Origin of the sequence: Pseudomonas sp. 30_B (assembly GCF_017491605.1) — a bacterium.
Taxonomy (GTDB): Bacteria; Pseudomonadota; Gammaproteobacteria; order Pseudomonadales; family Pseudomonadaceae; genus Pseudomonas.
In genome coordinates this window covers 34,227-58,463 of the sequence record NZ_JAFGYY010000012.1, presented here as the reverse complement: position 1 = coordinate 58,463, position 24,237 = coordinate 34,227, and the positions used below count along the sequence as shown (strand labels likewise).

At 64.9% G+C, this 24,237-nt stretch carries 22 protein-coding genes; 12 read left to right on the top strand and 10 right to left on the bottom strand.

Annotated elements, in window-relative coordinates; all coding sequences use genetic code 11:
* Positions 1-192: 192 nt before the first annotated feature.
* The 8 genes from J5M67_RS15085 to J5M67_RS15050 form a co-directional block, all read right to left on the bottom strand.
* The gene (locus tag J5M67_RS15085) at positions 193-1,101 is read right to left on the bottom strand and encodes an NAD(P)-dependent oxidoreductase (protein ID WP_207886148.1); all 909 of its coding nucleotides are present in this window, start codon (positions 1,099-1,101) and stop codon (positions 193-195) included.
* Positions 1,102-1,174: 73 nt separating this feature from the next.
* A complete protein-coding gene (locus tag J5M67_RS15080; RefSeq protein WP_207886147.1) occupies positions 1,175-2,011 on the bottom strand; it encodes an SDR family NAD(P)-dependent oxidoreductase in 837 nt (278 codons plus the stop codon).
* 37 nt (positions 2,012-2,048) lie between these two features.
* Positions 2,049-2,807 (bottom strand): SDR family oxidoreductase, encoded by a 759-nt coding sequence (locus tag J5M67_RS15075; RefSeq protein ID WP_207886146.1) that lies wholly within the window; start codon positions 2,805-2,807, stop codon positions 2,049-2,051.
* Between the two features lie 40 nt (positions 2,808-2,847).
* Entirely contained in the window at positions 2,848-2,994 is a 147-nt protein-coding gene (locus J5M67_RS15070) for a hypothetical protein (RefSeq protein ID WP_207886145.1), read from the bottom strand.
* 22 nt (positions 2,995-3,016) lie between these two features.
* Entirely contained in the window at positions 3,017-3,433 is a 417-nt protein-coding gene (locus tag J5M67_RS15065) for a nuclear transport factor 2 family protein (RefSeq protein WP_207886144.1), read from the bottom strand.
* A 94-nt stretch (positions 3,434-3,527) separates the two neighbouring features.
* On the bottom strand, positions 3,528-4,301 hold the full coding sequence (locus J5M67_RS15060; protein ID WP_207886143.1) for an SDR family NAD(P)-dependent oxidoreductase: 774 nt from the start codon (positions 4,299-4,301) through the stop codon (positions 3,528-3,530).
* Positions 4,302-4,471: 170 nt separating this feature from the next.
* Positions 4,472-5,224, bottom strand: a complete 753-nt coding sequence (locus J5M67_RS15055) for a helix-turn-helix domain-containing protein (protein ID WP_207886142.1) — start codon at positions 5,222-5,224, stop codon at positions 4,472-4,474.
* Positions 5,225-5,488: 264 nt separating this feature from the next.
* The gene (locus tag J5M67_RS15050) at positions 5,489-6,352 is read right to left on the bottom strand and encodes a GyrI-like domain-containing protein (protein WP_207886141.1); all 864 of its coding nucleotides are present in this window, start codon (positions 6,350-6,352) and stop codon (positions 5,489-5,491) included.
* A gap of 208 nt (positions 6,353-6,560) precedes the next feature.
* Between J5M67_RS15050 and J5M67_RS15045 the strand changes: the two genes are divergently transcribed.
* The 3 genes from J5M67_RS15045 (at position 6,561) to J5M67_RS15035 (ending at position 8,018) form a co-directional block, all read left to right on the top strand.
* Complete coding sequence (locus tag J5M67_RS15045; RefSeq protein ID WP_207886140.1) at positions 6,561-6,728, top strand: hypothetical protein; 168 nt, start codon at positions 6,561-6,563, stop codon at positions 6,726-6,728.
* 143 nt (positions 6,729-6,871) lie between these two features.
* Entirely contained in the window at positions 6,872-7,396 is a 525-nt protein-coding gene (locus J5M67_RS15040) for a ProQ/FinO family protein (protein WP_207886139.1), read from the top strand.
* Positions 7,397-7,598: 202 nt separating this feature from the next.
* Positions 7,599-8,018, top strand: a complete 420-nt coding sequence (locus J5M67_RS15035; protein WP_207886138.1) for a group II truncated hemoglobin — start codon at positions 7,599-7,601, stop codon at positions 8,016-8,018.
* 102 nt (positions 8,019-8,120) lie between these two features.
* Here the strand turns inward: J5M67_RS15035 and J5M67_RS15030 are convergent, their stop codons facing one another.
* Positions 8,121-8,915, bottom strand: a complete 795-nt coding sequence (locus J5M67_RS15030) for a helix-turn-helix transcriptional regulator (RefSeq protein WP_207886137.1) — start codon at positions 8,913-8,915, stop codon at positions 8,121-8,123.
* 131 nt (positions 8,916-9,046) lie between these two features.
* On the opposite strand from J5M67_RS15030, the gene J5M67_RS15025 reads away from it, so the two are divergent.
* On the top strand, positions 9,047-9,862 hold the full coding sequence (locus J5M67_RS15025) for a carbon-nitrogen hydrolase family protein (RefSeq protein WP_207886136.1): 816 nt from the start codon (positions 9,047-9,049) through the stop codon (positions 9,860-9,862).
* Between the two features lie 91 nt (positions 9,863-9,953).
* Entirely contained in the window at positions 9,954-11,048 is a 1,095-nt protein-coding gene (locus J5M67_RS15020; protein WP_207886135.1) for a polyamine ABC transporter substrate-binding protein, read from the top strand.
* Between the two features lie 268 nt (positions 11,049-11,316).
* On the opposite strand, the gene J5M67_RS15015 is transcribed toward J5M67_RS15020, so the two are convergent.
* Entirely contained in the window at positions 11,317-11,943 is a 627-nt protein-coding gene (locus J5M67_RS15015) for a TetR/AcrR family transcriptional regulator (RefSeq protein ID WP_207886134.1), read from the bottom strand.
* 264 nt (positions 11,944-12,207) lie between these two features.
* On the opposite strand from J5M67_RS15015, the gene J5M67_RS15010 reads away from it, so the two are divergent.
* From J5M67_RS15010 to J5M67_RS14980, 7 genes are all read left to right on the top strand, one after another.
* A complete protein-coding gene (locus J5M67_RS15010; protein WP_207886133.1) occupies positions 12,208-13,533 on the top strand; it encodes a hypothetical protein in 1,326 nt (441 codons plus the stop codon).
* Between the two features lie 21 nt (positions 13,534-13,554).
* Positions 13,555-14,637: a polyamine ABC transporter substrate-binding protein gene (locus J5M67_RS15005; RefSeq protein ID WP_207886132.1), complete on the top strand. Its 1,083-nt coding sequence runs from the start codon at positions 13,555-13,557 to the stop codon at positions 14,635-14,637.
* A 43-nt stretch (positions 14,638-14,680) separates the two neighbouring features.
* Positions 14,681-16,372 (top strand): amidohydrolase, encoded by a 1,692-nt coding sequence (locus J5M67_RS15000; RefSeq protein ID WP_207886131.1) that lies wholly within the window; start codon positions 14,681-14,683, stop codon positions 16,370-16,372.
* Positions 16,373-16,429: 57 nt separating this feature from the next.
* Complete coding sequence (locus J5M67_RS14995) at positions 16,430-17,581, top strand: MFS transporter (RefSeq protein WP_207886130.1); 1,152 nt, start codon at positions 16,430-16,432, stop codon at positions 17,579-17,581.
* Between the two features lie 57 nt (positions 17,582-17,638).
* Positions 17,639-18,835, top strand: a complete 1,197-nt coding sequence (locus J5M67_RS14990; protein ID WP_207886129.1) for a benzoate/H(+) symporter BenE family transporter — start codon at positions 17,639-17,641, stop codon at positions 18,833-18,835.
* 353 nt (positions 18,836-19,188) lie between these two features.
* A complete protein-coding gene (locus J5M67_RS14985; RefSeq protein ID WP_207886128.1) occupies positions 19,189-22,875 on the top strand; it encodes a PAS domain S-box protein in 3,687 nt (1,228 codons plus the stop codon).
* A 113-nt stretch (positions 22,876-22,988) separates the two neighbouring features.
* Positions 22,989-24,134 carry a two-component system response regulator gene (locus J5M67_RS14980; protein ID WP_207886127.1) on the top strand — a complete coding sequence of 382 codons (1,146 nt, stop codon included), beginning with the start codon at positions 22,989-22,991 and terminating at the stop codon, positions 24,132-24,134.
* The last annotated feature ends 103 nt before the right edge of the window (positions 24,135-24,237 follow it).

The following is a 24,237-nucleotide window of genomic DNA, read 5'->3' as shown; positions in this document are numbered from 1 at the left end:
TAGCGCAGGTTTCTGTTTCGGCTCGATTGGGGACGGCTGGTTCAAGAGGCAACTAACGGCCAGGAGCGAACCTTCGCTACCTGACGATACCCCAGCAGCAGAGGGGCATATTGAGTGCATCCAGCGGGCCGAACTGGCCCCAACGTCCCGCCGCCGGCTTTGCTTGCCGGTGGCGGGACAGCGCCGTTTGCTCTACTGCGCGCGGCAATGCGCGACGACTTCGTCGACCGCGCGCTGCACGTCGCCGCGCCGGTAGCCCAGCAGCGCAAGTTCCGAGGCATTGGGCTCGTAGGACACGACATTGCCGCGCCCCGTGTAGATCGCCATGTCTGGCAACAGCGGATGTTCCCGGTCCAACGACGGCACATCCTGCGGATGGCCGGCCGCGCGGAAGAACGCGGCGAAATAATCGGCGAAGCTGAGGTTCTCGTCGCCGACGAGATACGCCTTGCCGGATTCACCGCGAAGCAGCGCCCCCCCAATCGCTTCCGACAGCGATTGCGTCGAGATGAAGTTGCTGCCGCCGGCGGGCCCGAACACGGGCAACCCCACAAGCTTGCCTTCTGCATAGCCGGTGTACGCGGCGAACATCTCGCTGCGCAGCCCCGGCACCGACCCGACCACGAACGGTGCATTGACGCTGCACACCGCGAACGACGGCGTTGCCAGCGCACGCACGCGTTCGTCGGCCAGGTGGCGCGAGCGCACGTACGGCACCGACTCGATCAGCTCCGGTGCGACCTGCGGATAGAAGCTGCCAACCAGTACGGCGCGCTTCACGCCCGCTTCCCGCGCCAGCGCGAAGAAGCGCGGCACCGCGTCGACGTTCGCCCGTTCCCAGTGGGCGGCCTCGTCGGTGCCAGGCGGCAAGTGGCGGATGTCGTTGCCGGCCGCGAACACGACCGCGTCGAACGGCGCGAGGTCATCGCGGGTGAAGTTGCCGGCCACGTAGTCGCGCAGCAGCACGTCGAACTGCGCGAGCGCACTGTCGGCCGCGGGCAGCTTGCGCGCGGCGAGCGTAATCTGGTTGCCCTGTGCTTGCAGGTGCAGCGCGGCATGGCCGCCAATGAGACCGGTACCGCCGACGATCAGGATATTCATGGTATCTCCGGTAGCGGCGCAGGCACGCCGCGAGAAATGGACGGATGAAGCCGCAGCGACGTGCGGCTGGCGCTCAGAAGTTGAAGCCGTTGCCCGTGACGACGGGTATGTTGGTCCAGAAGCCCTTCGGGTCGCGGTACCAGCCGGCCGCCGCGAGCGCGCCGCCATCGACGTGCAGCGTGGTGCCGGTGACCCACGCGGCGAGCGGGCTCGCGAGGTACAGCGCGGCGCCAGCGATGTCGCCGGCGTCGCCGAAACGTCCGAGGGGAATCCAACGCGGGATGTGATCCTGGTGCTCCGCCGCGACCATCAGGCTGACAGGTACCTGCGGCGTCTCGGTGGTTTCGGGGGCGATCTGGTTCACGCGGATGCCGACCGGCCCGAGTTCGAGCGCGAGGCTTTTGGTGAAACCGGTCAGTGCAGCCTTGAACGACGCATACACGGCGCAGTTCGGAATCGCGCGGAAACCTTCGATCGACGATACACCGACGATGCTGCTGCCCGCGCCGCGCTTGCGCAGCAGCGGCAGCATCGCCTGCGTGACGATGAACACCTGGCGCAGGTTCACGTCGAACAGCCGAGCGATGTCGTCGTCGGTGTAATCGTCGAACGGCTTCGCGATCTGCAGGAAATCACCAACATTGTTGACGAGCACGTCGAGCCCGCCGAAACGCGCGTCGACCGTCCGCGCGAACGCGTCGACCTCGTCGCGGCGCGTAACGTCCACGATGTCGACGAGCGCGTCGACCCCCGCCGCCTCGAGCGCGTGCCGCACGTCCTGCGCGCGGGCCGCATCGATCTCGGCCACGGCGACGCGCGCGCCCGCCGCGCCGAAGGCTTCGGCGCACGCCCGGCCGATACCCGCGCCGCCGCCAGTGACCAGTACTGTCTTACCGGTAAATGAAATCATCGAGGCACTCCATCGAATGGAAAAGCATTGCGCCGCATCACAGCGACGACACCAGTTGCGCGTTGTCGATCCGCAGTTCCGCGCCGTTCACGAAGCGCGATTCGTCGGACGCGAGGAACAGCACGAGATTCGCGACATCCTGTGGGTAGCACATGCGCGCCATCGGATCGCTGCCGATGCCCAGTACGGCCGGGTCGAGGCCGGGCATCAGCGCCTGCGTCATCGGCGTCCAGATCCCGTCCGGGTGGATCGAGTTGCAGCGGATCCGATAGCCGCTGCGCTTGCAGTGCACGGCGACGCTGCGGGTGAGCGCCGTCACCGCGCCCTTCGAGCCGGTATACGCGCACATCATCGGCAGCCCGCCGAGCGCGGCGACCGACGACATCATCACGATCGAGCCCGGCGTGTCGTTGCCTTTCATTGCGCCAATCGCGTATTTGCAGCCGAGGAAATAGCCGTCCGCGTTGGTGCGCATCACCCGCTGCCAGGTCCCGAGGTCGGTCTCCTCGATCGAGCCGACCGGGCAGATCGCCGCGTTGTTGACCAGCACGTCGAGGCGTCCGAAGCGCTCGAGCGTCGCGGCGATCGCGTGCCGCCAGCCGTCTTCTTCGGCGATGTCGTGACGCACGAACATTGCGGCGTCGCCGATCTCACGTGCGAGCGCCTGCCCCGCCGCTTCGTTGATATCGGACAGCACGACGCGGGCACCTTCGGCGGCAAGCAGCAGCGCATCCGCGCGGCCGACGCCGCTCGCCGCGCCGGTGACCAGCGCAACCTTGTTTGCGACTCGTTTCATGGATGATCGATTTCCCGTGGTGTGGAGAGAAGGCATGCACTCATGCAGCGCCAGGCACGCGGCCGGCCTTTACCGCGTCGTGGCGGCGGCCCATCAGCACGACGGCCGCACCGTCCGCGAGCAGCGCCTGCGCACAGGCCGCGAATACCACCGGCACCGCCGGTAACCAGCGCAGTTTGGCCGTCAAGGGGACGAGACGTGAGCATCGTTCAGCCCTCCAGCGGCAGGTCCTGGGTCCAGTCGACGTGCAGTGTGCGCGCCGCGAAGCGCCACGTGCCGCCGTCGAACAGGCAGCGGTCGTGATAGCGCAGCCCCCAGTCGAGCTTGCGCTTCACGCCATCGCGCACATAGACGTGGCACGCAACGCCGTAGGTCTCGACGTCGGCCACACCGCCGTCGAGCGTGACGAGCTGGTTGTGCACGTGATGCTGCGTCGTTTCGTAGCGCTCGATCGCACCCATGCCGGCGACGATCGCGTTGCGGTCGTCGAAGCGGAAGCCGGGACCGGCAAGGGATGCGTCGGCGGTGAAGAGAGTGCTGAGCCGAGCCCAGTCGCGTCGGTCGACAGCTTGTGCATAGCGGCACGCGAGTTCGTACAACGCGTGGTGGGGATTCAAATCGGTCATGCCGTACTCCAGGGCAGGAAAGGACGGCCGCGCCGAGCATGCAGGCGCGGAGGTATCGGTGAACAGCGACTCTCGATTGGGGCCAGAAGAGGCCCTAGATGCCGTACCCGCCGGACACGTTCAGCTGTTGCCCGGTGATATAGGCGGCGTTGTCCGAGGCCAGGAACACGGCGGCACGACCGATTTCCTCGGGCTTGCCCCAGCGCTTGAGCGCCAGCATGTGCAGCGTTTCGTCGATCCACCGCTGGTCGAACTGGCCCTGCTCCAGGAGTTGCGGGAACATGCCCGCCTCGATGACGCCGACCAGGACGGAGTTCGCACGGATGTTGTAGCGGCCTTCCTCGCGGGCGAGACCCTTTACCAGCGACTCGTTGGCAGCCTTCGGCGCGACCGACAGGCCATCACGATCCGGCCAGCGCAGGTGGCCGGCGGAGCCCAGCGTGACAAACGAACCGCCCCCCGCGGCGCGCAGGTGCGGCAGCGCGGCCTTGGCGGCATTGAAGAAGCCCATGACCTCGACATCGATGGCGCGCTTCCAGTCATCGGGGTCCATTTCGCTGATATGGAGCTGGTTCACGAAAGGCCCGGCAGCCCAGACGATGGTGTGCACGCGACCGTGGATTTCGATGGCCGCGTCCAGCGTCGCCTGGATCTGGTCGACATCGGTGACGTCGACCTGGTGGATGCTCGCGTCGACGCCCTCTTCCCGGATCTGGCCGGCGACGCGTTGCGCTACCTCGGCCTTGCTCCGGTAGGCGACCGCGACCGGCACGCCAGCGCGTGCGAACTCGAGGGCAACGCATTGTCCGATGCCACCGCTGCCGCCAAAGACCAAAGTGGCGCCCTGCGGGAATCCGCTCTTTCTCATCATTGCCTCTCCTTTCCTCGGTAGATCGACAGGGTGTCGTTGAGGAAAAGTATCAGCAGGCGAACCCACATGGACTGCCCAATGCGGGACTATTAAGAAAGTATCTCGGGGTGATACTTAATAGTGTCGCATTGCGGTACGCGCGCCCCATGGCAGCACGCCAGCCAGCGTCACTCGGTCCAGAAGATTCGCGGATCGGTGAGGCGAGCCATGCAGAGCATGCTGTACCACTCCGTCTGCCCGTCAGGCAGGGAACGATCGTCGGTGGCGAGCTCGCGCATACGCTGCGAAAGCGAGGCCATCATCTGACGCAACTGGTCTATCGAGCCGCGCGACAACTTGACGGTTTCGAGCTGCCAGACCGACTGCGGGTCGTGGAAGTCCATCGCTTCGAAATGCCGGCGCATCGTGTCGTCCACTGCCCGCCGCAGCGGGCCGCCTGGTATCCACTCCGGGTGCCGCACGGTCAGCAGTCGTACACGGTTGCCGGGAAACAGGTCGAGCAACCGGAGCTTTTCCAGCCGCCTGAGGTGAAGGAAGATGTCCGCGTCGTTCAGCTCGAACTCCTGCTGTATCTGTCGGGGCGTCCAGTCATAGCGCAACAGCAGAAAGATGAACGCCGTGAACGGCGCATCGGCCAGCCCCTGCTCCTGCGCGATGCTCAGCGAGCGAATCTTGCTGTCGCTTCGCCGCGCCGCCAGTTCGGCAAGATCGATCAGGCGCACACCCGCCATGGAACAGACCGACTCGAGCATCGATACGCTCAGACCATGCCCGGTCAACTTGCGCTTGATGGTTGTCTCGCTCAGGTTCAACTGCTCGGCAATATCGCAATAGCGGATATTGCGATCCTTCAACAGACGCTTCAGCTCCACGAGCAGCAGCGATTCATCGGTGGCGCCATCGAGGTTCTTCGGATGCATGGTCGGGCGTGTTCCAGTCGCAGATTCGGAGCGTTCGCAACGCCGTGCCGAGTCGCGCGGTTCGGTGGGCATGGAGGGTCGGCAGGCACTATATCTTCCGCCAACGCGGCTGAGTAGGCGGTGCGTACCTGTCGCCCACCCCGGGCAGCAAGACGGAACGATGAACGCATGGAAGGCAATGCACCTGGCCGTCGATGCGACTGGGCAGCACAAATTGCCGCCGCCACGAGTTATTCGGACGACGGCACGGTGCGAGAGCCCGTGCTATTGCAGCGGGATATAGATATCCGTCTGCCACTCTTCCAGGGGCGTCTCCGGGAAGATGCTCAGGTAGTGGAAGAACAGCGGGTGGTCGCGGAGCTCTTCGTTACTGCCGGGGAGCCAATCGCGATAGATCGGATAGATGCTCTCGCCGATGTGATCAGGCGAACCGATGTGGCGAACGACCACGCAGCGGCCACCGGGAATGACCCGCTCGCGGACGCCATAATCGTTCGGCGCCACGGCTTCGCCAATCTCGCCACAGATATCGAAGCGAAACTCTTCCGCGGGTGTCGTGTCGGGGTTGCCGTAGGGAATGCCGAAGGTGCGGTTCACGCCTACCGGCGACTGCCCGCTGCCCATGCGCCACTGGATGAACTGGCGCACGCTCTCGTCGAGCAGTGCGGGAGGGCCGCAGTGTTCGAGAGCGGCAACCCTGACTTCGGCGAAATCGACGATGCGTGCCTGCATGGTGATGCTCCTGGAAAAATGGGGAATGGCGAAAACCGCATGCCAGGTCTGCCAGTTCGGCTGTTGCCGGAATGCACTGGGCGCCGTACCGAAGTCTCGTCGAAAGGCCCGGCTGAATGCCTCGGGGCTGTCAAAGCCGGCGTCGAGCGAGGCGTCCAGCACCGAGTATTCCGCGCCGGACGCCAGGCGATGCGCCGCCCGCCGCAGGCGCATCAGCTGCACATAACGCGCAACCGGCACGCCCACATAGGCGGTGAATTGCCGATGGAAGTGAAACGCCGAGAAATGCGCCACCTCGCTCAAGGTCTTCACCGAAAGGTCACCCTCCAGGTGGCTATCGATGTAGGCAAGCACGGCGTCGAATCGTTTGGCGTAGGCAGTCGGAATATCGGACACCGGGTGGAGGCTCCTGGTTATGCGGTCGACGACAGAATCACCCAATCCGCGGTGGGTGCACCTAGCCGGGCTTGCTCAGGTTACGCCCCCGGCGGGCCTCCTCACCTGCCGGCCGGCTATGACGGTCCGTTGTCACGACAACGGCAGCCATGAGGATGGCTAGCATGCGGGCGAACTGTCCCGGATTGACGCCCAGGATCATTTTTCCGTGCCGTCGTTGAGCGCGATCGAGCTGCCATGCGGCTACCTGGCCGAGTCGGAGATCTCCAGCACCGGCACGGCTACCGAGCAGAAGATGATTCCGAGAGTCACGGGCAGTTTCGGCAGCATGTCGGGGTTTGTTGTCGTTATCGAGGAGGATACCGACCCAAAGTAGGCCCCCGCCAGTGACGGCTAACGGTCAGGAGCGCATAGAATTTCCACGACACCCGAGGCGATTTATCCGGTTTCAGATGATCCCAAGGGCCGTATCGAATACCCTTGCGCCACGTACTCAACCTCGAAGCTGTGAATTGAACGATGGGTTTTGAACAACTAGCTGGACTACGTGACCGCCTGCGGGCTGAAAAAGAGCAGGCAAAGGCCGATAGCGCGAAACATCCCAAGCGGAAGTCATCGCCACAGGCGAAGCCTCGTGAGCAGGATCCGGCGGTGGAAGCGATCTGGCGATTGCAGAAGCACTTTCCATTGGCCTTCCCGGTCAATCCGGCCCCCAAGGTTCCGCTCAAGGAAGGCATTCTCAAGGATGCCGAGCAACACCTGGAGCTGCTCGGCATCACCAGCGAACAGCTGAAGCTGGGCATCTCGACCTGGTGCCGGGGAGCCCGCTACTGGGCAAGCATGGTGGAAAATGCGCCGCGCCTGGACCTGAACGGTCAGGCAGCGGGCATCGTAACGGCCTCCCAGGCGCTGCATGCGAAGCAGCAGGCTGCGCGGCAACGCAGCCAGGACCGACGAAATCGCGCGAAGTCAAAGACGCCCGTCCCAGCCCCCGCTGCTGCCGCCGATACTGCCGATACCGCAGTGGAACAGACCGCGGACTGAACTCGGTCGCGCCCTGCCGGGGGCTGTGCTGCGGCTCCTCGGCAGGTTGCCCGTGGATGACGAATGCCTCTCCCGGGTGCGGGTTCTTGCCCGCACCCGGGGATGCCGCGTCCGTCTCCCGGGGAACGCGACGAAATGCCAACTGATCCGCCGCTGGCGCGCCGGGTATGATGGGGTTTCCGAACCTCAGCGAGCCCCGACCGTGAGCAGTACCCTCCCCTTCGGCACAGGCGATGCCTCCTATCAGGCCGCAGGCGGCATCGATGGCCTGCGCCGCCTGGTCGACGACTTCTACCGGCTGATGGACGAACTGCCGGAGGCGGCCGACCTGCGCCGCATGCACCCGGAAAGCCTGGAACAGTCTCGCGACAAACTGGCGTGCTTCCTCAGCGGCTGGCTGGGCGGCCCGCGGCTGTTCAGCGAAAAATACGGTTCCATCTCCATCCCGTCCTTCCATGCACAATGGCCGATCGACGAAGCCCGCAGCGCCGCCTGGCTGGGCTGCATGGAGCGCGCCATTGCCCTGCAGCCCTTCTCGCCGGAATTCGCCGAATACCTGCTGACGCAACTGCGCTTGCCGGCGCACCGGGTGGTACAGGCGAGCCGGGCACGGCACGGCTGAACGCACTCCGCCGCCTGCCCGGCATTTGCCCAACCGAGGCCCCTTCTGGCCGATATCTATCTGTGGCGATGGACAGTTGTCGACGCGGAGCAAGGGTTGCTCTCAGGCGGAGACTACCTGCGCGTTCTGAAAGATCTTGAAGAGCTCGGACTGCGACTTGACCTTGAGCTTGGCGTAGACATGCCGTCGATGCACCTTCACCGTCTCGGCGGAAATATCGAGCTTCGCGGCCACCTCCTTGTTGGAACAGCCACTGAGCACCAGCCGGATGACATCCAGCTCCCGGCCGGTCAGCGGTGTTCCCAGGCGCTCCATCATCTGCTCCAGGTTGCCCTGCCAACCCGCGCCGGGCCGGACCGCCGGCTCGCTGGTGCCACCCTCGAAGAACAGGCGCTGGCGCATCAGCGCGCAGACCCAGGGACGGATCATCTCCAGCAGCGCAATCTGCTGCGGTTCGAAGCGTGAACGGCTGCCGAGCGAAAGACACAGGCTGCGCCCGCCCTCGAGGCAGACGTTGTACTGCACTTCGTCCTCCACCACGTTGTGGGTGAAGTACAGCCGGTAGTACTCGGTTTCGCGGAAGCACTCCGGGGCCACCTCGCCCAGGCGAAACAGGCCGCTCGCCGGGCGCTCGCGGTTGGCGAGGTAGAAGGGATCGAGCAGGTACAGGCCCTGCACGTAATCGTTGAACAGCGGATCAGGCCCGCCGCCTTCGTAGCGGCTCTCGGCGAAGATACGCGGACGCTCGTCGCTGAACATCAGGGCTACCCAGCTGCCCAGCGCCAGATGGTCGCCCAGCACCTCGGCCAGCGCGCGCCAGAAATCGGGCTGGTCGAGACGCTCGGCCAGTTGCCCGAAGGCGCGGTGCCAGGCCAGGTCCAGGAGGGTCAGAGTCATGCGGGTACCCCAGGGGTTAACCAAACGGCGGAATAGGAAATTCGGTCAGGGTTCGCATACTTGCATCAGCCCCGGCGAAAAGTCACCCGGCTTTCCGAATACGCCTCCGGTTCATCGACAAGGTCCCGACAATGAAGCTTGAACTCGTACAACAGGCCGCCCGCGACGGCGACACGCCCTACAACCTGCATCGCATCCTGCAAGCCATCGCCGGCTGCTCGCCGGACACCGATATCGTCGTATTCCCCGAGGCGCAGATCACCGGGTTTCTCAACGCGCAGAACATCGCCGCCAACGCCGAGCCGCTGGATGGTCCGAGCGTCCAGGCCGTGCAGCGTGCCGCGCGCGAGCGTGGCGTGGCGGTGGTCGTCGGGTTGATCGAGAACGACGGCGGCCGCTTCTACAACACCACCGTATTCGTCGCCCCCGAAGGGCTGCTGCTGAGCTACCGCAAGACCCACCTGTGGGTCTCCGAGCCGGGCCTGGTACTGCCCGGCGACCGCTACGCCACCCTCGAATGGCGCGGCGTACGCATCGGCCTGCTGATCTGCTACGACAGCGAGTTCCCCGAGAGCGCCCGCGCCCTGGCGGAACTGGGTGCCGAACTGATCCTGGTCACCGACGGCAACATGGAGCCCTTCGGCCACGTTCACCGCACCTCGATCGCCGCTCGTGCCCTGGAGAACCAGGTATTCGCCGCCGTCGTGAACCGCGTGGGCGAAGGCGATGACGACATCACCTTCGCCGGTTGCAGTGCGGTGGTCGACCCCTTCGGCCATATCCAGTTCGAGGCCGGCAACCGCGAATGCCGGCACTTCGTCGAGCTGGATTTCGAGCAGATTCCGGCCGCCCGCGAGCTCTATGACTACCAGGCGGAAAAGCGCTTCCGCCTGCCCGGACAACGCACCGAGTACGCCGACGGGCGCCGCGAGTTGCTGATCCCCTGATCGCTGCACATTCATATCCGCTTTCGCTGCCTGCCAATAACAACAGACCGCTGGCCGTCCCCAGGGAACAGGCCAGCCAGGAGCCACACAGATGAAATTCCCGCGTCTTTTCTCGCTTGGCCTGACATCCCTGCTCGCGTTGGGCACCGCCCATGCCGAGCAACCGACCGTGCACCTGTACAACTGGTCGGACTTCCTCGCGCCGGAGACGGCCAAGGAGTTCAAGGCCGCCACCGGGACCACGCTGGTCCAGGACGTCTTCGACGACGCCGAGGTCATGGAAAGCAAGCTGATGGCCGGGCGTAGCGGCTACGACGTGGTCATCATCCCGGACGACCTGATCCCCAACTTCGCCAAGGCCGGCGTCCTGCAGGAACTGGACCGCTCGCAGCTGGGCAACTGGCCGCGCCTGGCTCCCGAAGTACTCGCGAAACTGCAGGTGAACGACCCGGGCAATCGCTATGCGGTCCCCTACATGTGGGGCACTACCGGCATCGGCTACAACGTGGACAAGGTTACCCAGCTGCTGGGGCAGGACGCGCCGGTGAACTCCTGGGACCTGATCTTCAAGCAGGAAAACATTAGCAAGCTCAGCCAGTGCGGAGTCGCCATGCTCGACGCGCCGGTGGAGATCATCCCGATCGCCCTGCATTACCTGGGCTTGCCGCCAAACAGCAAGAACCCCGCCGACTACGAGAAGGCCGAAGCCCTGCTGCGCAGTATCCGCCCGTACATCCGCTACTTCGACTCCTCGAAATTCACCTCCGACCTGGCCAACGGCGACATCTGCGCCGTCGTCGGCTGGGGTGGCTCGATCTACAGCGCCCAGCAGACCGCCGAGCGGGCCCACAACGGCATCAGGATCAACTACAACATTCCCCGCGAAGGCGCGCCGGTCTGGATGGAAAACATGGTGCTGCTCAAGGATGCGCCGCATCCACAGCAGGGCTACGCCTTCATGGACTACATCCTGCGGCCGGAGATCACCGCCAGGAACTCCAACCATGTGGGCTATCCCAACGGCAACAAGGACGCCACCGCGCTGATCGATGCCCAACTGCGCGAGAACCCGGCGCTCTATCCGTCCCAGGAGGTCATGGGCACGCTATACCCGCTGGAAACCCTGCCCCTGCGGCTCGAGCGAGTGCGTACCCGCATCTGGACCAAGGTCACGACCGGCACCTGATCAGGCCTGGCAGAAAATCAACCGGCCGCTTCCTGCCTGCCGCAGGCGGAAAGTGGCCGGAAGCGGCCCTGAAGCCGCGAGCGATGCACCTTGGTTCGTCACTCATGTGGAGTGACGAATCATGACCTCAGCCACAACGAAAGCCCGAGAACCGGTCTCTCCCGGAGCGGGTGGCAGGTCGGTGAGCAGCGCCCTTCGGGCGGCTCATGAATCCCGCCAGCAGGTTTACGGACTCGTCCCCATCAACGCTCGTAACGGACGGCGCAGCTCAGGAGCCGCCAGCCATGCCACGGAGGATCAGCGCCGTGGATCGCCGCACCTCGGCACGGTGGGCTTCCAGGTCAAGCTGATCGTCGCTGCACAGGCGCAACAGTTGCAGATGGCCGTAGTCGTTGAGCAGGAACGCGGCGTACTCCACATCCAGATCGGCGCGCAGCTTGCCGGCGTCGCGCAGGTCGCCCAATAGCAAGGCCATCTCGCTGACCAGGGCGTCGTTGTTGCGCTTGTACGCCTCCGGCAACTTGCGTTGATCCCCGCCCAGCAAGGGCAGCAGCGGCGGCAGGATCTCCCGCCACAGCGGCGGCGGAAGCACCTCGAAGGCGTACTCGGTCAGGCGTTGCTCGAAATAGCAGATGGTGTCCAGCGGATCGGCGAACTCCGGCGCACGCTGGCGTGCCTCGGCGATGGCGCGGTGATCGGCCTCGCGCAGCTTTTCCAGAAGAATTTCCTGCTTGCTGCCGAAATAAGCGAACACCGTGGGCACCGAAACCGCCGCCTGTCGGGCGATCTGTTCCATGGTGGTGGCCTGGTAGCCCTGGCTCTCGAACAACCCGAGGGCTGTGCGGCTGATGGTCTCGCGGCGCCGGGCCTTCTGCTGCTCACGCAATCCGCTCACGGACGCTCCTCGTACGGATATTGGTTGATGAGCCGGCAGCATAGCCGAACTTGCATCGGATAAAAATTTTATTGACTAAAGTTTTTTACCGATTAAAAAATACACCGCCGCGTCCTCTCCGCCATCCGGATCGGGTACGTGCCCCATACCTCCAGAAAACAAGCCTTCGAAGACCCCAGGCGCTCGGGTCAGGGCCTCGTCTTGCCCGTCGCCAGGTACCACCGCACTGCCCACAAACAAGTACAACGACAACGGAGCAGCAGAATGACCAGATCCAGGCACACCTGGACGCTATTGGCGCTCGGCGCCATGGCCAGCACGCCCACCTGGGCCGGCTACGCTTTCGACGCCGGCGACCTCAGCGGGGAACTCACCCTCGGCGCCGGCGCCGCCAACATCGCCGCCCGCAACGTCAACTTCGGTCTCGGCCGCATCGACCTGCGCGACGGTCGTAATACCGGGGAGAAGGCCGACTGGCAGGAGGCCTACGTCAAGCCCGGGTTGACCCTGGGCTACGCGTTGGATCCGGACACCCGTCTGCTGGCCGGCGGTTCGGTGCTGGCCGCCGGCACCTGGGGCGACGGCGACGCCGGCGGCTACACCCGCGGCAACGACGGGCGGACCGGCGTGGAAGAGGCCTGGGCCGGTGTGCAGCACGGCGAATGGAAGCTCAGCGGCGGACGGCAGAACTTTATGGTCGGCACCGGATTCATCGTCATGGACGGCGATCTCGACATGCACGACGATGGCGCCTACTGGCTGGGCCCGCGTACGGCGTTCCGCGACTCGGCGATCCTCGCCTTCGGCCATGACGAAGTCAGCGCCCAGGCTTTCAGCCTGCGCACCGACGACCACCTGGGCGACTTCCGCATGGACGGGGTGAACCTCGACTACGCGGCCGGCGGCGCGGTGACCCTGGGTGCCATGGCCATGCGGGTGAACTCGCTGGATCGGCAAGCCAACCAGCTCCAGCCGCGCGACGGCATGCAGGTCTACAACCTACGCGCGCTGCAGGGCAAGGTGCCCGGGATCGACGACCTGACCCTGCATGGCGAATACGCCATCGAACGCGGCAACGGTTCGGGCATCGACTACGACGCCAGCGCCTGGTACGCCCAGGCCGACTACGCCCTCCCCGCCCTGCCCCTGCAGCCGCTGCTGAGCTACCGGCACGCACGCTTCTCCGGCGACGACGACCCCAGCGACAACACCCAGAAGAACTGGGACCCGCTGAGCAAGGGCTTCATCGACTGGAGCACCTGGCTGCTGGGCGACATCGTCGGCAACTACATGCTCTACAACAGCAACGAGCGCGTCGACCAGTGGACCCTGCGCACCCACGTCGCGCCGACCCTCAGCCTGGGTGGCATCCACTACCGCTTCAGCCTCGACGAGAAGGTCTTCAACGGCATCCCGGTCAGCGACCGGCGCTTTGCCAACGAGAACGTGGTGTTCCTCGACTGGACACCGACGCCGGCCATCTACACCTCGCTCTCCTATAACTGGGCCCAGCCCCTGGGCGCAGCGCGCGAGCTGTTCGGCAACGATGATTTCCGCACCCTCGAGATGTACGTCACCTACCGCTACTGAGCCCTCCTACGGAGAAGCCCCATGAAAGCCCTGCTCGCTACCCTGTTGTCGCTGTGCTGCTGTCTGGTCCAGGCCGAGGAGCGCACCGTGCGCATCTACAACTGGATCGAATACCTGCCGCCGGAAGTGCTGCAGCAGTTCCAGAAGGAAACCGGCATCCGGCCCATCTACGACACCTTCGATTCCATCGACATGCTGCAGACCAAGTTGCTCACCGGGAACTCCGGCTACGACGTGGTCTTCCCCAGCACCTCCAACCTGCACAAGCTGATCGAAGCCGGCGCCATCCAGCCGCTGGACAAGGCGCGGTTGCCCAACCTGAGCCACCTGGACAGCGACTTCATGGGCAAGATCGCCACGGCCGGCGATCCGGGCAACCAGTACGCGGTGCCCTACATGTGGGGCACCACGCTGATTGGCTACAACGTCGACAAGGTGCGCCAGGTGCTCGGTGCCGACGCCCGTCTGGACAGCTGGGACCTGATCTTCGACGAGCACAACATCAGCCGCCTGGCCGCCTGCGGCGTGGGCTTCATCGATGCCCCGGACGAGATCCTGCCGATCGCCATGCGCTACCTGGGCCTGGACCCGAACTCCAGCAACCCGGACGACTACAAGAAAGCCCAGGCACTGATGCTCAAGGTTCGCCCGCACATCGCCTACTTCAACTCCTCGCGCTTCTCGATGGACCTGGCCAACGGCGATACCTGCGTGTCGGTGGGCTGGTCCGGCGGCTTCGCCCTGGCCGAGAAACTGGCAGCCCAGGCCGGCAAGGGCGTGCACCTGAACATGATGATCCCCCGCGAGGGCGTGCCGATGTGGTCGGACGTGATGGTCATCCCCCGGGGCGCGCACACCGAAGAGGCCCACGCCTTCATCGACTTCATCCTGCGCCCGGACGTGATCGCCAAGGCCAGCAACGCCGTGGGCTACCCCAATCCCAACAAGGACGCCACGCCCCTGGTCGACGCGCCCATCCGCGAGAACCCGAACATGTACGTGCCGGTCGAGCGCCAGCCGCTGCTCTACCCGATCAAGCCCCTGCCGATGCGCACCGAGCGCGTCCGCACGCGCACCTGGAACGCCATCCGCACCGGCGTATGACGCCGCCGCATCCCTTTCGATCCACCCTGCAAGCGAGAACGCCATGACCGCCGAAGCCACTTATGCCGACCTGATCATCCACAACGCCCGCATCTACACCGTCGACCCGCACTTGCCCTGGGCCAGCACGGTGGCCGTGCGCGGCGAGCGCATCCTCGACGTCGGTGACGAACTGAGCGTCATGGCCCACCGCGGGCCGGCCACCCGCCTGATCGACGCCGGCGGCAAACTGGTGCTGCCGGGCTTCGTCGAGTCCCACTGGCATTTCTGCACCACCGCCTTCGCCCACCAGGCCTTCGTCAACCACGAAGACCCGAACGAAGTCCTGGCGATGCTCAAGCGCTACGTCGACACCCACCCCGAGGAAAAGGCCATCACCGGCATGGGCTGGATCCAGGCCCTGATGCCCGTCGAACTGCTGCGCCGCGAGACCCTCGACGCGATCTGCGCCGACAAGCCGGTGTGCCTGCTCTCCACCGACTACCACACCATGTGGGTCAACAGCTGCGCCCTGGAGATTGCCGGCATCGACCGCGACACCCCGCCGGTGGAAGAAGGCGCCAGCTGGTTCGAGAAGGACGCCGTCACCGGTGAACCCACCGGGGTGATCGTCGACGGCGCCGCCTACTCGCTGTTGATGCAGCGCCTGAGCGACGCCGGTTACCTGCCCGTGGGCATCGACCTGTACCTGCGCTCCATCGCCCTGTGGCAGGAGAAGCTGGTGGCCGCCGGCATCACCACGGTATTCGACGCCGGCTTCCTCGACCCGAGCGGCGACCAGACCCTGCTCTACGAAACGCTGCAGCAACTGGAGCGCGAGGAGCGCCTGAAGCTGCGCGTGGTCGGCAGCTTCATCGACATGGGCACCGAGAGCGATCCCGTGGCAACCCTGCAGGACCTGCGCGCCCGATATGACTCGCCGCTGGTCAAGGCACAGGCGCTGAAGCTGATGCTCGACGGCACCGAGATGAACCACACTGCCTTCCTGCTGGAGCCCTATTGCGACAAGCCGCACAGCTGCGGCTCGACCGTGATGCCCGAGGAAGTGTTCGAACGCCACGTGCGCAAGGCGGACGCCAATGGCATCGACGTGATGGTCCACGCCGTGGGCGACGGCGCCGTGCGCATGGCCCTGGACGTATTCGAGCGCACCTACGCCGCCAACCCGCCGCGCGACCGCCGCCACGTCATCACCCACGCCTTCCTCACCCACCCGGACGACATCCCGCGCTTCCGCCGCATCGGCGTCATGGCCAATACCCAGCTGCAATGGGGTGTCGTCGACGCCTACGCCGAAGCCATCCAGAAGTCCTACGGCTACGAGCGCTGGGCCTCAATGTACAAGTTCCGGACCTTCATCGACCAGGGCGTGACCGTCTCCATCGGCATGGACGGCCTGGCCTGCCAGTGTCGCTGCCAGCACCGCCCGGTGGAACACATCGAGTCGGGCCACACCCGCCAGTTGGCCGGCGAACCGAACGCACCGGTGATGCCCGACGGCAACGAGCGCCTGAGCATCCCCCAACTGATCGCCGCCTATACCCTCAACGGCGCCTACCAGCTGGGCCTGGAGAAGGAGCTCGGCTCCATCAGCGTCGGCAAACGTGCCGACATCATCGTCATGGAACAGGACCTGTTCGAGCTGGAGCGCTACCAGATCGGCAAGACCGAGGTGGCCCTGACCCTGATGAACGGCCAGATTACCCACGACGCCGGCACCACTGGCAAAGCCTGACCCCGCATGGGCGCGGCGAGAGACAGCCGCGCCCACCTCCTCCGGTGAGAATCGACCATGCATAACAACAACACCCGGGGCCTGCGTGCCACTCTGATCTACATCGCCGCCACCGCGCTCATCGTCATCGGGGTCCAGCCGATTCTCATCGGCCTGTTCAGCGAACGCCTCTCCCTGGACCTCAGCCAACAGGGCTGGCTCCTCTCCAGTGACATGGCCGGCATACTGCTCGGAACCTTGCTGCTGCCTGCGGTAGAACGCCGTATCGGCGGGCGCGGCCTCTACCTCTGCGCGGCGCTCGCCACCGCCGCCTTCAACATCACCAGCGCTACGCTGGATGGCTTCGCCGCCTTGCTGGCCTGCCGTTGCGCCTGCGGCGTCGGCGCCGGCCTGCTCTATGCCGGTGCCATCAATGCGCTGGGTCGCCTGCCCGGCCAGGATCGCTCCTACGGCCTCACCCTGCTCCTGCAAACCCTGGTGTTTGCAGCGTTCGCCGCCAACCTGCCGGTGCTCGCCGTCGCTGTCGGCGACAGCCTGGCGCTCGCCTCCATCGGCATCTGGTTCGTACTGATCGCCCTGGTCTGCCTGGCCATTCCGGCGCAGCTGCGCAGCGAGGGGCCGGCCAGGAACCCGGGGTCGGGCGTCGGTTCGGCACGCATTGGCCGCTTCGCCCTGCTCGGCATGCTCTGCCTGCAGCTGGCGATCTACTGCATCTGGGGATTCATCGATCAGCTGGGCCGGGAGCGCGGCATCGGCGCCATCGACATTGGCTGGGCCTTCGGCCTTGGCGTGCTGGGTGGACTGCCCGGTGCCGCCCTGCCGAGCCTGCTGGGCGGACGGGTCAGCCGTGGGCCGATGATCGGCCTGGGCTCGTTGCTGGTCCTGGCGTCCATCATCATGCTGGACGGCTATACCAGTACGGGCAGACAGCTTTGCGCCGCACTGTTCCTGATGAACTTTGGCTGGGTCCTGGCCCTGACCTATTACATGTCCTCGATCAGCACCAACGACCCTCGGGGTAATCTCACCCAGTTGGTGAGCGTGGTTCAGTCCGGCGCGGCGACCATCGCCCCCGCGCTGATCGCGGTGCTCTTGCAACGAACCGATCATGAGGCGATCTTCCTGACGTCCGGCCTGGCAGTTATCACCGGGTTTGGCCTGAAATGCGCCGCCGGAGTATCCGTACGAAGGTCCGCCTCGGAAGGCTGAAAACAGCCGAATCGAAAGCGCTTATGGCGTTTATGCAAAACCAGCCTGTGGAGTGCCATGAAAGACCTCATCCGCCACCTGTCCGTCTCCGCCGTGGTGGCGGGACTGATAGCGACCTTGATCTCCTACGCCGGTCCGCTGGTGATCGTCTTCCAGGCCGCACAGAGCGCTGGGCTTCCCGACAGCATGGTGTCCTCCTGGATCTGGGCCATTTCCATCGGCAGCGGCGTCCTCGGGATCGTGCTGAGCCTGCGCTACAAGGTACCGATCATCATTGCCTGGTCGGCGCCGGGTTCGGCCTTGCTCGTCACGCTGCTGCCCCACGTCACCCTGAACGAGGCCATCGGCGCCTATCTGGTTTCCGGCCTGATCATCTTCCTGGTCGGCGTTTCCGGTGCATTCGATCGTATCGTCGGCAAGCTCCCGCCAGCGATATCCGCGGCCATGCTCGCCGGCATTCTGTTCAGCTTCGGGACCCAGCTGTTCGTGTCTCTTCAGGCCAAACCCGTGCTGGTTCTGGCGATGCTCATTGCCTACCTTCTGGGCAGGCGCCTCGCGCCGAGATACGCCGTTGCCCTGGTTCTTGTAGTGGGTTGCACGACCGCAATCGCAACGGGGGATCTGCACGCATCCGCCCTGGTCATAGGCCTGGCGACACCGCAGTGGATAAGCCCGGCGTTCAGCCTCCAGGCGATATTGAATATTGCCTTGCCGCTCGTGGTGGTCGCCCTTACCGGACAATTCGTTCCCGGCATCGCGGTGTTGCGCAATGACGGCTACCAGACGCCTGCCCGGCCGCTGCTCGCCAGCAGCGCCCTGGGCACGCTCCTGTTGGCGCCGTTCGGTTGCCACGGGCTGACGCTCTCGGCAATCACGGCGGCGATCTGCACCGGCCGGGAGGCCCATGAAGATCCTTCCCGCCGCTACGTAGCCGGCGTAGCGGGAGGCGTCGCCTATCTGCTTCTGGGACTCTTCGGCGCGACGCTGGTGTCTCTCTTCAGCGCCTTCCCCCATGAACTGATCGCAGCTCTCGCTGGCCTGGCCCTTCTGGGCGCGATCGGGGGAGCGTTGAGCGGCGCGATGGGCAGCCCCCAGGACCGCGAGGCCGCTCTGATCACCTTCCTGGTGACCGCATCGGGCATGTCGTTCCTCGGCCTCTCGGCAGCCTTCTGGGGATTGATCGTTGGCCTTTTCGCCCACCTTGTACTGGCGGTCCGCAAAGCGAGGCGAAGTGAAGTGTCGGTTGCCGGCTGATCGGCCGATAGCGACGAGGGTGCGCCTCCCCGCCGCCTGGAACGTCCTTCATCAATCATTTATTGAATGCAGCAACAGGGGGGATCAACCGGACAGCATGGAGGGCTAGCCAAGCCCTTCTCCGAATCTGACCTGGATACGGACGCCTGCTCTTCGCCCCCTGTCGAACCCTGGGTCCTGCGCGACGCGGGCTTCTCGCAATCAGCCGGCGGCACACCGGTTTCATAGCCATTCAGGGTAAATCACCGCAAATTCATGGCTTTTCATAACTGAGGCACCTGCCGCATGCGTTACTGCGTCCAGCCCGATCCCGTGCGGGGCGGAGCAGTATTTTTCTTTGCGGAGCGTCATGCATGAGTCTCGACCGTCTGAGCCGGCTGCTGACTGTTGGCATTGTCCTGATGTGTAGCGGCAGCCTCTTCACCACCTGGCTCGCCGACAGGAATTATCGCCATGCCATTCAGACCGAACAGGAGCGCGACGCCGTCGCGGACCTGACTGCGACCCTGTTCGAAGGCAATCAGCGACTTACCCAGCTTGCCCGGCAGTTCATGGCCACGGGTGATGCCATGTTCCTTCGGGCGCACACCGGCGAGAGCGATCAGCGCCAGACGTTCGAGAAGGCAGTGGAACGCCTGCTATCGATGAATCTGCTCGACAAGGAGCGGGCCCTCCTGGAGGACATCAAGCGGATCAACGCAGCCCAGGGGCTGGTGGAAGTGGAGGCCATGCGGACTCGTACCCAGGCCAAGCCCATGGAAATGCTGGACGACACCCCTTACATCGCCAGCGAAGCGCGTATCAGCGACCTGATCGGCCAGCTCAGAAAAAGCGCCAACAGTCGCCTGGACCAGCAAGTGCTGGTCACCCGCGAATATGCCCGCCTGGCCCATCTGCTTTCGCTGGGCATGCAGGTGCTGTGGCTTATTGCCCTCATCACCGGGATATTCCTGCTGCGCTACCGCCTGGTCCGGCCCCTGCTCAGTCTCACCCGACAGACCCGGAACCTGCAGCTGGGCCTGCCTCTGCAAAGGATCGCCTCCCCCTGTGCGCTCAGTGAAATACGCAACCTGGCAAAGGCCATGGACGACTACCGGGCGGTCAATCGGCAGGCTGAGCAGCGCGCCTGGGGCGACCGTTGCCTGAGCGAGCTGGGCGTCGCCCTCCAGGAACGGGTCACCCGGGACGACTTTGCCGCCGAACTGGGCCGGCAATTGGGCGCCATGCTGCTGTGCAGCGATGTGCGGCTGCTGCCGACACCGGCAACGGACGACAACGCCCACCCCGAGCGCGTGCTGCTGCCCCTGAGCCACGCCAATCAGGAGCTCGCGGTGCTGGAGCTGACGTTCTCCACCCCGTGTGGCCCCGAACAGCAGATGCTGATGCAGCGCCTGGCACCGGCGCTGGGGCAGCTGCTCGCGATCCAGCAGCAGCGCGAATACCAGAAGCAGCTTCTGACCAACCTGGAAGACCGGCAACTGACCCTGACCGCAACCGAAAACTGGTATCGCGGCATCATCCAGGCCGCACCCGATGCCCTGATGGTCTTCGATGAGTCCGGGTGCGTCACCCTGGCCAATGCCGAGGGCGAGCACATCTTCGGCTACCGGCAGGATGAATTGCAGGGCCGGCACTTCAAGACACTGGTTCCGCGTGACCAGTGGAAGGCGCTGGCGATGATGCTGGAGGTGTATCTGCGAACCCGGCAGAACCTGCGCCAGGACAGCATCGCCCTGCGCCGGGATGGATCGGAATTCCCCATCGAGATTCGCCTGTCTGACCTGCCATCGCTGGATGGCCGTGGCCGCTCGCTGTGCGTGGTGGTTCGTGACATGACCCAGAGCCGGGCCCAGGAGCTCAGCCTGGCCAGGGCGCACGAGCACCGTCAGGCCATGTTCAATTCAGCCCCGCACGGTATCGCCTTCGTTCGCGACGGACTGATCATCCAGGCAAACCCGCGGCTGCACGAGCTCTTCGGCCAGCAGGCGGACGCCTTGATTGGCACCAGCCCGACCAGCTGGGCGCATCCCGACAACCTGGCGGCGCTGGAGCAGGAAATCCGGCGGCGACTGGCCCATGGCGAAATATTCCATCGGGAGTTGCCGGTCTACCGGCCCGACGGCACGCATTTCTTCGCTGCCATCAGCGCCAGGGCGGTGAAGTCCCGGGATTTGCGCGAAGGCTCGATCTGGATTGTCGAGGATGCCAGTCTCCAGCACGCCGCCAGGCTGGAAATGGCAGAAGCCCGCCAACTGGCCGAAGAAGCCGCCCAGCTCAAGGCCGATTTCCTGGCGAACATGAGCCACGAAATCCGCACGCCCATGAATGCCATCATCGGCATGACCCACCTGCTTTCACAGACCACCCTCGACGTGCAGCAACGCGACTACCTGAGCAAGGTCCAGGGCGCCAATCGGCATCTTCTTGGCGTGATCAACGATATTCTCGACTTTTCCAAGATCGAAGCCGGCAAGATGGAACTGGACATCCAGGACTTCTCGTTGCACCGGCTACTCCTGGAGGTGACTGACCAGGTGCGTCCGGATATCGAGCGAAAGGGCCTGGATCTGTTCGTCGAGATTGATGAAAGCCTGCCGGAGCGGCTGTCCGGAGACCCCCTGCGGCTGCGCCAGATTCTGCTCAACTACCTGAGCAACGCCGTCAAGTTCACCGAGCAGGGGCATGTCGAGGTGCGCGTCGATGGTTCACCGCAGCCCGAGGAGCGCCTGCTCGTGCGCTTCCGCGTCAGCGACACCGGCATCGGCATGAGCCCCGAACAGTGCTCGCGGGCCTTCCAGAGCTTCCGGCAGGCGGATGCAACCACTACCCGCCGTTACGGCGGTACCGGTCTCGGCCTGGCCATTGCCCGGCAGCTGAGCGAACTGATGGGCGGCGGGGTCGGGATCAGCAGCACCCCGGACGTGGGCAGCTGTTTCAGCTTTACCGCGAACCTGACGGAGGCCACTTCCAGCCCTGAGGAGGAAGAATCCCGGCAGGCGCTGGCGATCCCCCAGTTCATCGGCGCGCATATCCTCCTGGTGGAAGACAACGAGCTGAACCAGCAGGTTGCCAGTGAACTGCTGAGTGCCACCGGTTGCCATGTCGACATCGCCGATAACGGCCAGATCGCCCTGAAGCGCCTGGAAGAGCAGCCGTATCACCTCGTGCTCATGGACATGCAGATGCCCGTACTCGACGGTGTGGGTTGCTGCCTGCAACTGCGTCGGCGGGACACATGGAAGAACCTGCCGGTCATCGCGATGACGGCCAATGCCCTGAAGTCGGATCGGGAAAAATGCCTTGCCGCCGGCATGAACGACTTCATCAGCAAACCCCTGGAACCCAGTGTCCTGTTCGATGTGCTGCGCCGCTGGCTGGCCGAATACCTGAGCACGCCGGCAGGCGCGGCCCCCGTCGAGACCGCCGTCCAGCTCGATCTCGAAGCCCTGGGACAGGCCGGATTGAACACCGGCGCCGCCCTGTACCGCATGCTGGGCAAGCAGGCGCTGTACGAGACCTTGTTGCGCAAGTACGTGGCTACCCAGCCCGCGCTGCTGGACGGGCTGCAGCAAGCGCTCGACGGCGGCGACCAGCGGCAGGCACGACTGCTGGCGCACTCCTGCAAGGGCGCCTCCGCCAATATAGGCGCCGAGGCGGTAGCGGAGCTCGCCGCGGCGCTGGAGCAGTCCATTGCGGCAGAGGCCGATCCGGCTCAGGCGTCCTCCCAGCTCGATCGACTGGCGCGGACGCTGGGAACTTTGCTGGCAAGCCTGGCTCGCTGCCTGCCGGACGAACCGGCCCCACCCACCTCGACCGAACTCGACCTGAGCGAACTGCCGATCATCGCCGGACGCCTCGACGACCTGCTGGGTGACCATGACGCCACCGTCATCAGCCTGTTCCAGGAACACCGTGCCCTGTTCAACGCCGCCTGCCGGGTTCGCGGACGGCTGCTGGATACGGCCCTGTCGTGCTTCGACTTCGAGCAGGCCAGGGAAAACCTGAAGGCCTTCATGACTCCGCCACAACCCTTGTCCTAGACGGTCTTCAGAACTTTTCAGGGTGATTCAGCGGTAATCAGGACATCTCAGAGCAGCCTGAGGCGGTCCCGTGCCTAATGCACGGGAGCCATGCATTCAGAGGACAGCAGCCGATGCTCAATACAAGAAAACCCAGCGTGCTGGTGGTGGACGATATGCCGGACAACCTGAGCCTGATCAGCTCGCTGTTGCTGGATGACTACCACGTCCGCGTGACCACCTGCGGCGAAAAGGCCTTGAGTCTCATCGAGCAGCACACCCCTGATCTGGTCCTGCTCGATGTCATGATGCCGGGGATGGACGGCTATGAAGTCTGCAGCCGCATCAGAAGCAATCCACGCAGCCGGGATGTGCCGGTCCTGTTCCTCACGGCGCAGCATGAAGTCGACGACGAGCGCTCCGGACTGGCATTCGGCGCCAATGACTATCTGCACAAGCCGATTGTCCCGCCGATCCTGCTGGCCCGCCTGGCGACCCAGTTGCGCCTGAAGCAGGCCAAGGACCAGTTGCACGAACAGAACGACCGCCTCGACCGCGAAGTGCGCGCCCGCACCCGGGAACTGGAAGCGACCCACGACGTGACCATCCTGGCGCTGGCCTCCCTGGCGGAAACCCGCGACAACGAAACCGGCAACCATCTGCTGCGCACACAGCATTATGTAAGAACCCTGGCCGAGCACCTGCGGGAACACCCTCGCTTCGCCGCGCAACTCAGCCCCGCGGCCATCGAGCGCCTGTTCAAGTCGGCACCCTTGCACAACATCGGCAAAGTCGGCATTCCCGACCGGATACTGCTCAAGCCAGGACGCCTGGAGCCTGCCGAGTACGACGTCATGAAGCGCCACCCCGAGCTGGGCTATCGCGCACTCGCCAACGCCGAGGCGTTGCTCGGCCAATCGATTCCGTTCCTGGAGACGGCCAAGCAGATCGTCCTCTGCCATCACGAACGCTGGGACGGCACCGGCTACCCCCAGGGCCTGGCCGGCGAGGCCATCCCCCTTGGCGCCCGGCTGATGGCCGTGGCCGATGTCTACGACGCGATCATCAGTCGCCGCATCTACAAGCCCGAGATGCCCCACGCCAAGGCGGTGGACGTCATACGCGAAGGCAGCGGCACGCATTTCGATCCGGATGTCGTCGTGGCCTTTCTCGCCGTGGAAGACCTCTTCAGGGACATCGCCCGGCGCTTCGCGGACACCGAAGAAAGCCTGCAGGCAAAGCGGGACTATCACTCGCTGGCCACAGCGGTGGAGGCCTGACGCCTCATCAACGTACCGAGCCCCCCTGCCCTGCGGACTCAGGAGGATTCCTCGTGATGACAGCCGAAACGGCCATTCTCGTCGTCGACGATGCCGAGCTCAC

Bases quoted from the DNA above. Each gene is read 5' to 3' on its own strand.
- J5M67_RS15085 (WP_207886148.1), bottom strand. From the start codon at position 1,101: ATGAATATCCTGATCGTCGGCGGTACCGGTCTCATTGGCGGCCATGCC.
- J5M67_RS15080 (WP_207886147.1), bottom strand. From the start codon at position 2,011: ATGATTTCATTTACCGGTAAGACAGTACTGGTCACTGGCGGCGGCGCG.
- J5M67_RS15075 (WP_207886146.1), bottom strand. From the start codon at position 2,807: ATGAAACGAGTCGCAAACAAGGTTGCGCTGGTCACCGGCGCGGCGAGC.
- J5M67_RS15065 (WP_207886144.1), bottom strand. From the start codon at position 3,433: ATGACCGATTTGAATCCCCACCACGCGTTGTACGAACTCGCGTGCCGC.
- J5M67_RS15060 (WP_207886143.1), bottom strand. From the start codon at position 4,301: ATGAGAAAGAGCGGATTCCCGCAGGGCGCCACTTTGGTCTTTGGCGGC.
- J5M67_RS15055 (WP_207886142.1), bottom strand. From the start codon at position 5,224: ATGCATCCGAAGAACCTCGATGGCGCCACCGATGAATCGCTGCTGCTC.
- J5M67_RS15040 (WP_207886139.1), top strand. From the start codon at position 6,872: ATGGGTTTTGAACAACTAGCTGGACTACGTGACCGCCTGCGGGCTGAA.
- J5M67_RS15030 (WP_207886137.1), bottom strand. From the start codon at position 8,915: ATGACTCTGACCCTCCTGGACCTGGCCTGGCACCGCGCCTTCGGGCAA.
- J5M67_RS15025 (WP_207886136.1), top strand. From the start codon at position 9,047: ATGAAGCTTGAACTCGTACAACAGGCCGCCCGCGACGGCGACACGCCC.
- J5M67_RS15020 (WP_207886135.1), top strand. From the start codon at position 9,954: ATGAAATTCCCGCGTCTTTTCTCGCTTGGCCTGACATCCCTGCTCGCG.
- J5M67_RS15010 (WP_207886133.1), top strand. From the start codon at position 12,208: ATGACCAGATCCAGGCACACCTGGACGCTATTGGCGCTCGGCGCCATG.
- J5M67_RS15005 (WP_207886132.1), top strand. From the start codon at position 13,555: ATGAAAGCCCTGCTCGCTACCCTGTTGTCGCTGTGCTGCTGTCTGGTC.
- J5M67_RS15000 (WP_207886131.1), top strand. From the start codon at position 14,681: ATGACCGCCGAAGCCACTTATGCCGACCTGATCATCCACAACGCCCGC.
- J5M67_RS14995 (WP_207886130.1), top strand. From the start codon at position 16,430: ATGCATAACAACAACACCCGGGGCCTGCGTGCCACTCTGATCTACATC.
- J5M67_RS14990 (WP_207886129.1), top strand. From the start codon at position 17,639: ATGAAAGACCTCATCCGCCACCTGTCCGTCTCCGCCGTGGTGGCGGGA.
- J5M67_RS14985 (WP_207886128.1), top strand. From the start codon at position 19,189: ATGAGTCTCGACCGTCTGAGCCGGCTGCTGACTGTTGGCATTGTCCTG.
- J5M67_RS14980 (WP_207886127.1), top strand. From the start codon at position 22,989: ATGCTCAATACAAGAAAACCCAGCGTGCTGGTGGTGGACGATATGCCG.